Here is a 13577-nt window from a genome sequence, read left to right on the forward strand (position 1 = left end):
TGCAATGCCTGGGGGCTCAGATGGACTTCGACTATGACCTGATCGTCATTGGTGCCGGTTCGGGGGGCGTGCGCGCCGCGCGCATGGCTGCGACCTATGGCGCCAAGGTCGCCGTTGTCGAGGAATTCCGCGTCGGCGGCACCTGTGTCATCCGCGGCTGCGTGCCCAAGAAGCTCTATGTTTATGCCGCCCGCTTCAAGGACCAGTTCGACATTGCCGAGAGCTTCGGCTGGCAGGTCGATGCCAGCTTCGACTGGCCGACCCTGGTCGCCGCCAAGGAAAAGGAAATCACCCGGCTCGAGCATGCCTATACCAGCAATCTCGAAAAGCCCGGCGTCGAGATCATCCGCGACCGCGCGGTGGTCACCGGCCCCAATGGCGTGAAACTGCTCAAGGACGGGCGCGACCTGTCCGCCAAATGTATCCTCGTGGCGACAGGCGCCCATCCCTTCATTCCCGATATTCCGGGCAAGGAACTGGCCATCACCTCTAACGAGGCCTTTGACCTGCCGGCTCTGCCGCATTCCATCCTGATCGAGGGCGGCGGCTATATTGCCGTGGAATTCGCCACCATCTTCGCGGGCCTCGGCGTCAACACCACGATCATCTATCGCGGTCACTGCATCCTGCGCGAATTCGACATGGACATGCGCCAGGGCCTCGAGGCCGGCCTGATCGATCGCGGCATTCGCATCATCTACCAGACCACCATCAAGTCGCTGGCCAAGACCGGGGACGACATCACCGCGACCTTCAGCGACGGCGTCTCGGCACCCTTCGGCGCGGTCATGTTCGCAACCGGCCGGCGTGCCAATATCGAAGGTCTTGGGCTCGAATCGGCCGGGGTCAAACTTACCGACAGCGGCAATATCCTGGTCGACGAATATTCGCAGACCTCGACGCCCTCCATCTATGCGGTGGGTGACGTCACTGGCCGCGCCCAGCTCACGCCGGTGGCCATCCGCGAAGGCTGGTATTTTGCCGAGACCCTGTTCAACAACAAGCCGATGAAGGTCGATCACTCGCTGATCCCGACGGCGGTCTTCTCCGAGCCCGAGATCGGCGTCATCGGCCTCACCGAAGGGGAGGCGGCCACCCATGGCGACATCGACGTCTATCTCGCCAAGTTCCGGCCGATGCAGAGCACGCTCTCGTCCCGCACCGAGCGCATGGTTTTGAAGCTCATCACCGAAAAGGACGAGGGCAGGGTGCTGGGCGTCCATATCCTCGGACCCGGCGCCGCCGAGATGATCCAGCTCGTCGCCATTGCCGTCAGCATGGGCGCCACCAAGGCCGATTTCGACCGCACCATGGCGCTCCACCCCTCTGCCGCCGAAGAACTCGTGACCTTCAAGGCCCCGACTTATGTCTATCGCGGAGGCGAACGGGTTTAGCCCTTTCGCCCTTGTCCGGGCCTGCGGGCCTTGGTATTCCGCCCTCGCTGAACTTCGCCTGCGCAAGGAACTGCCGATATGACCACCTGGACCCCCAGCTCCTGGCGTGACAAGCCGATCCGGCAGGTGCCGGCCTATCCCGATCCGGCGGCACTGGCCGATGCCGAGCGCCAGCTCGCCAGCTTCCCGCCGCTGGTCTTTGCCGGCGAGGCGCGCGAGCTAAAGACCCGCCTGGCTGCCGTTGCGCGCGGCGAGGCCTTCCTGCTGCAGGGCGGCGATTGCGCCGAAAGCTTTGCCGAACATGGCGCGGACCATATCCGCGACTTCTTCCGCGTCTTCCTGCAGATGGCCGTGGTGCTGACCCACGGCGCCAGCAAGCCCGTGGTCAAGGTCGGCCGCGTCGCCGGTCAGTTCGCCAAGCCGCGCTCGGCCGATACCGAGGTCATCGACGGTGTCGAACTGCCGTCCTATCGTGGCGACATCATCAACGACATCGCCTTCACAGAAGCCGCCCGCGTTCCCAATCCCGATCGCCTGCTGCAGGCCTATCGCCAGTCGGCCGCGACGCTCAACCTGCTGCGCGCCTTCTCCATGGGCGGCTATGCCGAGCTCACCCGCATCCATGAATGGACCATGGGCTTCATGAAGGGCTCGAGCTGGGACACCCGTTTCGAGGAAGTGGCGCGCCGCATCGACGACGCCATCACCTTCATGGGCGCGCTCGGTCTCAATCCGGAAAACACCCCGGCGCTCAAGCAGACCAGCTTCTACACCAGTCACGAAGCGCTGCTGCTCGGCTACGAAGAGTCGCTGACGCGCCGGGATTCCATCTCCAATAACTGGTACGCTACCTCGGGCCACATGCTCTGGATCGGCGACCGCACCCGCAATCCCGACGAGGCGCATGTCGAGTATTTTGCCGGCATCCACAATCCCATCGGCATCAAGTGCGGCCCAAGCCTCGCCAATGACGACCTGCTGCGCCTGCTCGACCGGCTGAACCCAACCGACGAGGCTGGCCGCATCACGCTGATTTCGCGCTTCGGCGTCGACAAGGTACATGAGCACCTGCCGCGCCTGATCGAGACCGTGCAAAAGGCCGGCCGCACCGTTGTCTGGTGCTGCGATCCGATGCATGGCAACACCGTCAAGGCCTCCACCGGCTTCAAGACCCGCCCGTTTGACCGCGTGCTGGGCGAGGTGAAGAACTTCTTCGACGTGCACCGCGACATGGGCACCTATGCCGGCGGCGTGCATATCGAGATGACCGGCGACGACGTTACCGAATGCGTCGGCGGCGTGTCGGCCGTCACCGAGGCCACCCTGTCGGACCGCTACAACACCTATTGCGACCCGCGCCTCAATGCCAGCCAGGCGCTGGAGCTGGCCTTCCTCGTCGCCGAGGAAGTGCATGCCCAGAAGCCGCAGCGGCAACAGCGCGCCGCGGGCGAATAATCCGCCGCTCAAAGTGAACCAGACGCCAGGTCTCTACGTTATGAGGCTTGGCGTGTGGTCTCTCTTGTCGGCAGAGCCGCCCTTCCTGTTCGCGTCCGACGAGTAGCCCATGCCCAAGACGTTGTTTCCCAACGCCGATCCCGAAACCAGGGCGCGGCTCGAACAGGACCCGACGGTCAAGCTGTTCAACTCTCACGACTGGTCATCCAGTTCGCTCGGTCCCATCCCCGGCTGGTCGGAAAGCCTCAAGGGCGCCGTCCGGACCATGATCGTGGCCTCGACGCCCATGGTCATGCTGGTGGGGGAAGAAGGAAACCTTCTCTACAACGACGCCTATGCGCGTTTTGCCGGCAATCGGCATCCCCACATTTTCGGCATGCCGGCTCTGGAGGCCTGGCCGGAGATCGCCGACTTCAATCGCCAGAACATCGCGCGCGGCCTCAATGGCGAGTCATGGGATTTCCGCAATCAGGAACTGGTTCTCAATCGGCACGGCCAGATGGAGTCGGGCTGGATGGACCTCCACTACAGCCCCATTGTGGGCGACGATGGCCGGTCCATGGGCACGCTCTGCATCGTTCACGAAATCACTGACCGCGTCCTGACCGAGCAGGCCCTCGCGCGCAGCGAAGAGCGCCTGTCGCTCGCGCTCAATGGCACCACTCTCGTTGGAACCTGGGACTGGAACGTCACCGAAAATATCGTCACCTCCGACGATCGCTTCGCCGCCATGTACAACCTCGATCCCCTGCAGGCCGGCCTTGGCGTCCCAATCGAGCAATTCCTCTCCGCAATCCACCCCGATGATCTGGCGCGGGTGCAACAGCAGATCGAAACGGCCCTCGCCGACGGATCGGCGCTCAACAGCGAATACCGGCTCGTGGCGCGCGATGGCGCCGTCCGCTGGGTCATGGCTTCAGGCCGGCCGCGCATGGATGGCGAGGGCAGGGCGGTCCGCTTCCCCGGCGTCGTGGTCGATATCACCGAGCAGCGCGTAATCGCCGAGGCCCTGGCGAAAAGCGAACTGCAGTTCCGCACGCTGGCCGACACCATGCCGCAAATGGTGTGGTCGACGCTGCCCGACGGCTACCACGACTATTACAATGCCCGCTGGTACGAGTTCACCGGCGTGCCGGCCGGTTCTACCGATGGCGCGGGTTGGAACAACATGTTCCATCCCGATGACCAGGAGCGGGCATGGGCGGCCTGGCGCCTGTCGCTGGAGACGGGCGAACCCTACCAGATCGAATATCGCCTGCGGCACCATTCCGGCCAATACCGCTGGACGCTGGGTCGCGCCCTGCCGATCCGTGACGCCGAGGGCCAGATCGTGCGCTGGATCGGTACCTGCACCGACATCCACGAGACCCGTCTCGCCGCCGAAGAGCGCGAGCTTGTGGCCCAGGAACTGAGCCACCGGATCAAGAACATCTTCGCCGTGCTCACCGGCATTATCGGCCTCTCCGCCCGGAACCGTCCGGAAGCCAAAGACTTCGCCGACCAGTTGCGCAAGCGCATCTACGCCCTCGGCGAGGCGCACGATTTCGTTCGTCCCCACAGCCACTTTTCGGCCCCGCAATCGGGTCAGGGGCTGATCTCGGCCTTCCTGGCCCGGCTGATGCGCCCCTATAACGACGTCAGCGGCGAAGTGGACAGGGTGCGGTTCCTGGGCGAGGACTTTGCCATCGACGATGCGGCGGCCACGCCCCTGGCGCTATTGTTCCATGAACTCGCTACCAATGCCGCCAAGTATGGCGCGCTGTCGCGGCCCGAGGGCCGTGTGGAAGTCACGGGCGAAAGCCGCGGCGACCAGTACCAGATCGTCTGGCGCGAAATCGGCGGGCCCGAGGTGGTCGAGCCGGGCGAACTCGCCGGCTTCGGCACCCGCCTGGTCGGCATGTCGGTGGAAGGGCAGATGCGAGGGACGCTGTCGCGCGCCTGGAACGCCGGCGGGCTCGAGGTGACTATTCTCGTCCCCAAGGACGCGTTGGCCCGATCGTCACGGCTGCAAAGCGTGGCCACGCACTAACTGGCGAAACTGCTGTCGTCGCCCCAGTTGAACAGCGTCATGCGGCGAGGCGGGGTGGCCTCGGCCGCCACGCGTCGCGCGACTGCGAATTCGATCGCTTCGCGGATGTCACGCTCGGTCGCCGGCTTGGGCAAAACGCCGACGGTGCCGGGCACGCCTTCGCCGAGTTGCGATGGATTTGCGGTAATGAAGACGACGGTCGCGCCATGGGTCTGGGCAAGGATCTTGCCGATGCCGATGCCGGTGGGGCCGTCGCGCAGGTTGAGATCGACCAGGGCAATATCGGTCTGGCTGGCCAGCGCGAGCGCAGACCGCTGGTCACCGGCAATGCCGAGTGGGATGTAGCCCATATCGGCCACTACATCCTCAATCTCCGCAGCGACGATGTATTCGTCTTCTACTATCAGGATTCGATACGTCATAAGCAAGCTAGGCGGTTCATTACGAGCATTATCGTGCATTAACTTTTGCAACGCAGGAGGGGTTGCGAAGATTCTAACTGAGAAAACAACTTGTGATCAAAGTGACATCGATCCGTTACCAAACCCGCGCGGCCTTGGCCAGCGGCTTGCCCTCGTTTGGGTGAGCGGCTAAGTCTGGCGCGCAACCGGCCGCCCGGCCTTGCATTGTCTCCTCATCCGCAGATCAGGCCAGCTTCCGTGACCGACCAGCTCCGCATCGCGCTCGCCCAGCTCAATCCCAAGGTTGGCGACCTCTCAGGCAATCTGGCCCTCGCCCGCAAGGCCCTCGATGAGGCCAGGCAGGCCGGCGCCGATATCCTGATGTTCTCCGAGCTGTTCCTCACCGGCTATTTTCCCGATGACCTGCTGTTCAAGCCGCAATTCATAGCCGATGCCGTGGCCGCTGCGCAGGAGCTGGCGCGCGACACGGATCGCACCGATGTCGTGGTGATCCTCCCCACCATCTGGCAGGACAGCAACGGGCTCCACAACGCCGTCGTCGTCGCCGAGAATGGCGAAATCACCGCGGTGCGCCTCAAGCGCGAACTCCCCAATAACGACGTCTTCTACGAAAAGCGCTATTTTTCGGCCGGGCCCATGGCCGAACCGGTCACGATCAAGGGCGTCTCCATCGGCATCCCGATCTGCGAAGACATCTGGCATCAGTCGGTCTGCGAGCACCTCGCCATGCGCGGCGCGGAAATCCTGCTTTGCCCCAATGGCTCGCCCTACTGGCGCAACAAGCAGCACGTGCGCAAGAACCTGGTTCGCGCCCGCACGGCCGAAGACGACATTCCAATGCTCTATCTCAACCAGGTCGGCGGGCAGGACGAGCTGGTCTATGATGGCGCCTCCTTCGGCATGGAGCCGGGCGACAGGCTGGTGTTCCAGGGCAAGTCCTTCGAGACCGATTTCATTGTCTCGGACTGGCAGCGCGGCGACAATGGCTGGACCTGCAGCAAGGGCGAGATCACCGAGCTGACCTCGGTCGACGAGGCGCCCTGGCGCGCCTGTGTGCTGGGCCTTCGCGACTATGTGCACAAGAACGGCTTCAGCCACGTCGTGCTCGGCCTGTCCGGCGGCATCGACAGCGCCGTCGTCGCGGCCATGGCGGTGGACGCTTTCGGAGCCGACAAGGTGCACTGCATCATGCTGCCCTATCGCTATACCTCGGAAGCCAGCATCAAGGATGCGCGCGAATGCGCCGAACTGCTCGGTGTCCGCTACGACGTCATTCCTATTGGCGAGCCGGTCGATCGCGCCCTGACCGAGCTGGCCCCGGTCTTTGGCGATCGCCCTGCCGATCTGGCCGAGGAAAACATCCAGTCGCGCATGCGTGGCGTGGTGCTCATGGCCGTCAGCAACAAGCTCGGCTCCATGCTGCTGACCACTGGCAACAAGAGCGAAATGGCCGTGGGCTACGCCACCATCTATGGCGACATGAATGGCGGCTATAATCCGCTCAAGGACATGCTCAAGGTGGAGGTCTATCGCCTGGCCGCCTGGCGCAATGCCCATGTGCCCGGCGACAGCCTTGGTCCGTCCGGCGTCGTCATCCCGCAGAACATCATCGACAAGGCGCCCAGCGCCGAGCTGCGCCCCGACCAGAAGGACCAGGACAGCCTGCCGCCCTATCCAGTGCTCGATGCGCTCATCACCGCGCTGGTCGAGGAAGAGCGGTCGGTGGCCGACATCGTCGCCGACGGCTTCGACAGCGATCTCGTGCTGCGCATCCAGAAGCTGATCAACATTGCCGAATACAAGCGCCGCCAGGCGCCTCCGGGACCCAAGATCACCGCCAAGGCCTTTGGGCTCGGGCGCAAATATCCCATCACCAATGGCTACCGGGATACGGTGGTCGGATGAGCGTCACCGTTCGCTGGGCCCCGTCGCCCACTGGCCGCATCCACCTCGGCAATGCCCGCCCGGCGCTGCTCAACTGGTTCTTCGCCCTTCGCCATGGCGGCCGCTACGTGCTGCGCATGGACGATACCGACCTGGCGCGGTCCACCCGCGAATTCGCCGATGGCATCGAGGCCGACCTGGAGTGGCTTGGCGTCCGTCCCGATCTCCTGGCCCGCCAGTCCGATCGCACTGAGCTTTATGATGCTGCGCGCGACCGGCTGATCGCTGCCGGGCGGCTCTATCCCTGCTACGAAACCGAGGACGAGCTCGACCGCAAGCGCGCTCGCGCCCGGCTCCTCGGCAAGCCGCCGATCTATGACCGCGCCGCGCTTGATCTCACCGCCGAAGACCGTGCGCGGCTCGAGGCTGAGGGTCGTGCCCCGCATTGGCGTTTCCGGCTCGATGGCCGCCCGGTGCAGTTCAACGATCTCATCAAGGGGCCGCAGACCGTCAACACCGCCTCGATGTCCGATCCGGTGCTGATCCGCGCCGACGGGTCTTATCTCTACACTCTGCCTTCCGTGGTCGATGACATCGACCTGGGCATCACCCATGTGATCCGCGGCGAGGACCACGTCTCCAATACCGGCACGCAGATCGAGATCTTCGAAGCGCTTGGTGGCACCGTCCCGACCTTTGGCCACCACAATCTCCTGACCGACGCGCAGGGCCAGGGCTTTTCCAAGCGCCTCGGTAGCCAGTCCATCAGCGATTTCCGCGACGAGTGTTATGAGCCGCTGGCCATTGCCATTGTCGCCACGCTGACCGGCACCAGCCTGTCGGTTGAGCCCTATGACAGCCTCGACGCCATTGCCGAAAAGCTCGACTTTTCTATGATCTCGCATGGCTCGGCCCGCTTCGATCCGACCGAACTCGACACGCTCAATGCCCGCCTGCTCCACGCCATGCCCTATGCCGAAGCCGCGCCGCGGCTGTCGTCCATGGGACTCGAAGGCGAGGCCATGTGGCTGCTGCTGCGCGAGAACCTGGTGAAATTTCCCGATATTGCTGAATGGTCAAAACTGGTGACGGGTCCGGTCGAGCCGGTGGTTGCCGACGAGGATCGCGATTTCCTGGCTCTCGCCAAGGCTCTGCTGCCGCCCGAGCCGTGGGACGAGGCGACCTGGAGCCACTGGACCGATACGCTCAAGACCACGACCGGCCGCAAGGGCAAGGCGCTGTTCCTGCCGCTCCGCATGGCGCTGACGGGCCGTCACGACGGCCCGGAGCTCAAGTCCCTGCTTGTCCTGCTTGGGCGTAAGGCGTGTCTGGACCGACTACCCTGACGGCTTTTTCACCGAAGTGAACGATCCGCAGCTCCGGCTCGGCCGGGGCTGTGGGCGTGCGCGCCACCTGGCCGGGTCCGGCGGGCCGCGGGCGGGGCAGGGGCACGCTCACCAGGTCAACGCTGGCGACCTGTTCCACCGGCGCCGCCTGCACCGGCACGACGCCGCGTGGGTCACGCACGGGCATGGGAATGCGCAGGCCGTTGATATCGAGAATGGTGCGGTTGCTGCCATCCTCGCTGGCCACCACCGACACCGAACCGTCGGCGACCGGCGCCGCCTGGCAGGTCGCGGTCTTGTCGAAGGCGTCGCGATAGGCAAAGGCTGTCGGCAGAGCGCTATAGAGCGAGCCGCCCATATTGCGCATCTGCTCGGGTTCTTCGCCCGGATTGGCGTAATAATAGAGGTCGACAGCCGTGTTCGGACACATCTGTTGGCAGGTCATGGCGTCGTTGCCGACATAGTCGGGCAGGGTGGCGTAGCTGATGGGCCAGAAATACCCGTCGCTCAGCCGTACGCAGACGGTGCGAACCGTGTTGTAGCCCTGGTAGCCCCAATAGTCGCCGCCATCGATGAAATCGCCATTGGTGAAGTCGCCCTCGGACGTGGTGCCGAAGATGCGGTCGAAGATCGTCTGCCGGTCCTGGGTGAAGGTCGCGCTCGATCCGGCATTGCAGCCGAAGCGTGCCATTTCCTGGAGGATGGCCTCGCGCTGCTGGGCAACGGCATTGGCGGTCTCGACCTGCTGGCTCACCTGACCATACTGGTCGCGCAGGTCCAGCACGTCGCGGGCGATCAACTGGCAGCTCCGCGACAACTGCCGGCCGGCCCGGGCATCGTCATTGCAACCTTCGCGGATATAACGGCTTTCTGCCTGCTGAACCTGCCGGCGCAACTGTTCGGCAGCATTGGAGCCGCCCCCCATTTGCCGAAAATCGCTGTTGCTGTCGAATTGCGCCAGGGCGCCCTGCAACTGCGCGCATTGCGCTGCCTGGGCATACGCTGTCTGGACGTCGAGCGTCAGCGTGACAAGCGCCAATGCTAGCAGGACAAGGGGCCGAAACCCGGACAAAGTGAATTTCACGCCAATATTCCGCAACCACTGGGCCCCCGGTCCTTAAGATATCGCTAGGGCTCGTGGCAACATTATAGCGCGTGATTTGCCGGGGGTATCGCCTCACGGCAACACGGCATCAAAGGAGACCCCCGCATGAAACTCGCCACCCTGCGCACGACCCGCCCGGATGGCCAGCTTGTCGTGGTCTCGGCAGACCTGACGCGCTGCGTCTCGGCCGGACGCATCGCGCCATCCCTGCAATCGGCGCTGGACGACTGGGAAACGGCGGCTCCGGCGCTCGGCGAGCTCGCCCGCCAGCTCGATGCCGGCGAAATCACTGGCCAGCCCTTCGAGCCGCGCTCGGTCGCCGCGCCCCTGCCGCGCGCCTTCCAGTGGATCGACGGCTCGGCCTATATGAGCCATCTCGAACGCGTTCGCGCCCTCAAGGGCAGCCTCGACGAAGGCCTCCAGTCGGTCCGTCCGCTGCTCTACCAGGGCGCCTCCGATTCGCTGTCCTCCGCCACCGCGCCCATCACCGTGCCGGGCGACGACCTGGCCCTCGATTTCGAGGCCGAAGTCGGCGTCATCATCGGTCCTGTGCCCATGGGCGCCGCCTATTGGCAGGCGGCGGAGGCGATTCGCCTCGTCACCATCCTCAACGACGTGTCGCTCCGTCGCCTCGTGGCCGATGACCTTCAGCACGGTTTCGGCTTTTTCCATTCAAAGCCCTCCACCAGCTTCGCGCCGGTGGTCGTGACGCCGGAAAGCCTGGGCAAGGCCTGGTCCGGCAATCGCCTGCACCTGCCCTTGCGCGTCGAGGTCAACGGCGCGCTTTATGGCCAGCCCAATGCGGGGGTCGGCATGCACTTCGATTTCGCCGACCTCATCGTCGAGGCGGCCCGCACCCGCAACCTGGCAGCCGGCACCATTATCGGCGGCGGCACCGTGTCCAATCCGCACGACCAGACACTGCCCATCAGGGCCGACGGCATCGGTTTCGGCTGCATCGCCGAAGCCCGCACCGCCGAAAAAGCCAAGTTCGGCCGGTCCCGCACGCCCTTTCTCAAGCCCGGCGACAAGGTGCGCATCCGGGCCATGGATGGCGCCGGGAAGTCGACTTTCGGAGACATCGAGCAGGTCGTCGCACTTGCGTCCAATTGATGGATAACATTCGCGTGTGCCCGTTGGGCTCGTCATGAACCCATGTCAGGCTCCCTCATCGGAAGAGGGGCCGTTGCGTCAAACAAGTTGAGGGAATTCTCTATGCATATCCGCAAGGCCTCCACCATGGCCCTGGCCTCCATCCTGCTGGCCGGCGTCGTTGGTGTCTTCGCCCAGGAAGCATTCACCCCGCCGGCCACGCCCGAAGAGGCCGTGACGATGCGCAAGGCGCTGATGCGGGAAGACGGCGGCATCCTCCGCTCGGCCGGCAATCTCACCGGCGCTGAGGCGGTGGCGGCCATGACCACCCTGCGCGACAACTATAGCCACATCCCCGAACTCTTCCCCGAAGGCTCCATCGTCGGCGACAGCGAAGCGCTGCCGGCCATCTGGGAGAACTGGGAAGCCTTCACCGCCATCGTCGATACCGGCGTTGCCGCCGCCGAAGCCGGCATTGTGGCCGCCGAAGCTGGTGATGCCGCCGGCTATGCCGCGGCGCTGCAGACGCTCCAGGGCACTTGCGGCCAGTGCCATCAGCAGTTCCGCTCCTGAATTCTCATCGCCTCCAAAGCGATTGGGGCGGCCTCCGGGCCGCCTCTTTTTTTGCCCGGCCAAGGGCAGGGGGCTTGATTTCCGGCCGCCGCGCGGCCAATCTCCGCGCCATGAAGACCACGTGCACCATTACCTGCTGCATTATTACCTGCTAACCCAAGCGTTGGCGGAGCGGTCTTCTTCATCCAAAACTCTCGGAAGATAGGGCTCCCGCCAGCGGAGCGTTGTCAGGAAAAGTGGCCACCACTTTTCCGGTTCGACAGCGCGACCATCAAAAGACGCATAGTGTCTGGCCCACAGGACCCCTCGATGACCACGGCAAAGCCGCAGCTTTCGCTCTACAATACGCTGACCCGCACCAAGGCGCCCTTTGCGCCCATGGATGCGGATAATGTGCGCATGTATGTCTGCGGCCCGACGGTCTACGACTTCGCCCATATCGGCAATGCCCGTCCGGTCATCGTCTTTGACCTGCTGTTCCGGCTGCTGCGCCATGTCTATGGCGCCGATCACGTCACCTATGTGCGCAACATCACCGACGTCGACGACAAGATCAACGCGCGGGCTCTCCGCGATTTCCCCGATCTGCCGCTCAACGAGGCCATCCGCAAGGTCACGGAAAAGACCGAGGACCAGTTCCTGGCCGACGTGAAGGCGCTCGGTACGCTCCAGCCGACGCACCAGCCGCGCGCCACCGAGAACATCACCGAGATGCAGACGCTGATCTCGGCGCTGCTCGAAAAGAACCACGCCTACAATGCCGGCGGCGAAGTGCTGTTCCGCACCCGCTCGATGGACGATTACGGCCAGCTTTCAGGCCGCAATCTCGAGGACAATCTCGCCGGCGCCCGCGTTGCCGTCGACGAACACAAGGAAGATCCGGCCGATTTCGTGCTTTGGAAGCTTTCATCCGAGACCGAGCCCGGCTGGGACAGCCCCTGGGGTCGCGGTCGCCCCGGCTGGCATATCGAATGCTCGGCCATGTCGGAGCGTTATCTCGGGCAAACCTTCGACATCCATGGCGGCGGGCTCGATCTGATCTTCCCGCACCACGAAAACGAGATCGCCCAGTCCCGCTGCGCCCATGGCACCCATGCCATGGCCAATGTCTGGATGCACAACGGCTTCCTGCAGGTGGAAGGGCAGAAAATGTCCAAGAGCCTGGGCAATTTTGTCACCATCAACGAACTGCTCGAGACCGGCACCATGGGTGGCCGCGCCTGGATCGGCGACGTGCTGCGCCTTGCCATGCTGATGACCCATTATCGCGAGCCTATCGACCTCACCGTCAAGCGCCTCGCGGAGGCCGAAGCCAAGCTGCGCGACTGGCAGCGCGCCGCCCGCGGCGCCGAGCTGGCGGAAGGCGACGAACCCGATGCTTCGGTAGTCAACGAACTGGCCGACGACCTCAACTTCCACCGCGCCAGCGTCGCGCTCGACTTCATTGCGCGAAAGGCCAACCGCGACGAGGGCAATGCCAAGCACTGCCTCGCCGCAACCCTGCGCTTCCTCGGTTTCAGCCTCGATAGCCTCATCGATTCCGACGACGGCTGGGAAGCTCCGCCCCACATCGCCAACGCCATCGCCGCCCGCCTGGACGCCCTAAACGCCAAGGACTTCGCCAAGGCCGACACCATCCGCAACGAGTTGGCCGAACAGGGCATCGTGCTGATGGACTACAAGGACGAAGCCGGCCAGCGCGCGACGAAATGGGAGGTGAAGCGGTAAATGTCTGCGCAAGCGGATAAAACCCCTCACCCGTCTCGGCCTTTGGCCGATCCACCCTCTCCCTCAAGGGGAGAGGGGGACCCCGTGTTCGCCAATGCCCCGGTGCCCCCTTCTCCCCTTGAGGGAGAAGGTGCCCGAAGGGCGGATGAGGGGTCTGCGAATGAGCGGCGCGCTCGAAAGGATTGGCGAACCGAAAAGACGCCGGTCCTGCGTGCTTTTGCGCGGCGGATGCGCCACGAGCCGACTGAGGCCGAACATCGACTCTGGACACTGCTTCGGAACCGTCGCTTCGCGCAGTATAAGTTTCGGCGACAGCTTCCGGTTGGCGACTACATCGTCGATTTTGTTTGTCTGTCAGAAAATCTCATGATCGAAGCTGACGGCTCGCAGCACGCCCAAAACCCGCGCGACCCTATTCGCGATACCTACCTCCAGGCCCAGGGCTTTCGTCTCCTCCGTCTCTGGAACAACGACATCATTGGCCGCCCAGCCCAAACCGCCGACCTGATCTGGGCGACGCTCCATGGCGAGGTCCTTCAATGATCCTGC

Annotated in this window: 11 protein-coding genes; 9 read left to right on the top strand and 2 right to left on the bottom strand. The window is 64.2% G+C overall.

Annotation, left to right across the window (positions count from 1 at the left end):
* Window positions 1–20: 20 nt before the first annotated feature.
* The 3 genes from gor to JEQ47_RS10810 all read left to right on the top strand — a co-directional run bounded on the left by gor (window position 21) and on the right by JEQ47_RS10810 (window position 4878).
* The gene (gene gor / locus JEQ47_RS10800) at window positions 21–1394 is read left to right on the top strand and encodes a glutathione-disulfide reductase (RefSeq protein WP_198876404.1); all 1374 of its coding nucleotides are present in this window, start codon (window positions 21–23) and stop codon (window positions 1392–1394) included.
* Between the two features lie 78 nt (window positions 1395–1472).
* Window positions 1473–2849, top strand: coding sequence for a class II 3-deoxy-7-phosphoheptulonate synthase (locus JEQ47_RS10805; protein WP_198876405.1), 1377 nt, complete (start codon window positions 1473–1475; stop codon window positions 2847–2849).
* 109 nt (window positions 2850–2958) lie between these two features.
* A complete protein-coding gene (locus tag JEQ47_RS10810) occupies window positions 2959–4878 on the top strand; it encodes a PAS domain-containing protein (RefSeq protein WP_198876406.1) in 1920 nt (639 codons plus the stop codon).
* Here the strand turns inward: JEQ47_RS10810 and JEQ47_RS10815 are convergent.
* Complete coding sequence (locus JEQ47_RS10815) at window positions 4875–5300, bottom strand: response regulator (protein ID WP_198876407.1); 426 nt, start codon at window positions 5298–5300, stop codon at window positions 4875–4877. The genes JEQ47_RS10810 and JEQ47_RS10815 overlap by 4 nt on opposite strands.
* Before the next feature lie 237 nt (window positions 5301–5537).
* Here JEQ47_RS10815 and JEQ47_RS10820 point away from each other — a divergent pair, with 237 nt between their 5' ends.
* Both JEQ47_RS10820 and gltX read left to right on the top strand, forming a co-directional pair.
* On the top strand, window positions 5538–7205 hold the full coding sequence (locus tag JEQ47_RS10820; protein WP_198876408.1) for an NAD+ synthase: 1668 nt from the start codon (window positions 5538–5540) through the stop codon (window positions 7203–7205).
* A complete protein-coding gene (gene gltX, locus JEQ47_RS10825) occupies window positions 7202–8530 on the top strand; it encodes a glutamate--tRNA ligase (RefSeq protein ID WP_198876409.1) in 1329 nt (442 codons plus the stop codon). The genes JEQ47_RS10820 and gltX overlap by 4 nt, the downstream gene beginning before the upstream one ends.
* On the opposite strand, the gene JEQ47_RS10830 is transcribed toward gltX, so the two are convergent.
* The gene (locus JEQ47_RS10830; protein ID WP_198876410.1) at window positions 8475–9614 is read right to left on the bottom strand and encodes a DUF2865 domain-containing protein; all 1140 of its coding nucleotides are present in this window, start codon (window positions 9612–9614) and stop codon (window positions 8475–8477) included. The genes gltX and JEQ47_RS10830 overlap by 56 nt on opposite strands.
* Window positions 9615–9740: 126 nt before the next feature.
* Here JEQ47_RS10830 and JEQ47_RS10835 point away from each other — a divergent pair, with 126 nt between their 5' ends.
* The 4 genes from JEQ47_RS10835 to JEQ47_RS20665 all read left to right on the top strand — a co-directional run bounded on the left by JEQ47_RS10835 (window position 9741) and on the right by JEQ47_RS20665 (window position 13571).
* Entirely contained in the window at window positions 9741–10748 is a 1008-nt protein-coding gene (locus tag JEQ47_RS10835; RefSeq protein ID WP_198876411.1) for a fumarylacetoacetate hydrolase family protein, read from the top strand.
* Between the two features lie 102 nt (window positions 10749–10850).
* Entirely contained in the window at window positions 10851–11300 is a 450-nt protein-coding gene (locus tag JEQ47_RS10840) for a cytochrome c (protein ID WP_198876412.1), read from the top strand.
* Between the two features lie 309 nt (window positions 11301–11609).
* Entirely contained in the window at window positions 11610–13028 is a 1419-nt protein-coding gene (gene cysS / locus JEQ47_RS10845; RefSeq protein WP_198876413.1) for a cysteine--tRNA ligase, read from the top strand.
* Between the two features lie 84 nt (window positions 13029–13112).
* On the top strand, window positions 13113–13571 hold the full coding sequence (locus JEQ47_RS20665) for an endonuclease domain-containing protein (protein WP_328768786.1): 459 nt from the start codon (window positions 13113–13115) through the stop codon (window positions 13569–13571).
* Window positions 13572–13577: the final 6 nt, after the last annotated feature.

The organism is Devosia sediminis (assembly GCF_016411825.1).
GTDB classification, from domain to species: Bacteria; Pseudomonadota; Alphaproteobacteria; order Rhizobiales; family Devosiaceae; genus Devosia; species Devosia sediminis.

Excerpts from the sequence above, each read along its gene's own strand:
- cysS (WP_198876413.1), top strand. The coding sequence starts at position 11,610 with ATGACCACGGCAAAGCCGCAGCTTTCGCTCTACAATACGCTGACCCGC.
- gltX (WP_198876409.1), top strand. The coding sequence starts at position 7,202 with ATGAGCGTCACCGTTCGCTGGGCCCCGTCGCCCACTGGCCGCATCCAC.
- JEQ47_RS10805 (WP_198876405.1), top strand. The coding sequence starts at position 1,473 with ATGACCACCTGGACCCCCAGCTCCTGGCGTGACAAGCCGATCCGGCAG.
- JEQ47_RS10815 (WP_198876407.1), bottom strand. The coding sequence starts at position 5,300 with ATGACGTATCGAATCCTGATAGTAGAAGACGAATACATCGTCGCTGCG.
- JEQ47_RS10840 (WP_198876412.1), top strand. The coding sequence starts at position 10,851 with ATGCATATCCGCAAGGCCTCCACCATGGCCCTGGCCTCCATCCTGCTG.
- JEQ47_RS10810 (WP_198876406.1), top strand. The coding sequence starts at position 2,959 with ATGCCCAAGACGTTGTTTCCCAACGCCGATCCCGAAACCAGGGCGCGG.
- JEQ47_RS10835 (WP_198876411.1), top strand. The coding sequence starts at position 9,741 with ATGAAACTCGCCACCCTGCGCACGACCCGCCCGGATGGCCAGCTTGTC.
- gor (WP_198876404.1), top strand. The coding sequence starts at position 21 with ATGGACTTCGACTATGACCTGATCGTCATTGGTGCCGGTTCGGGGGGC.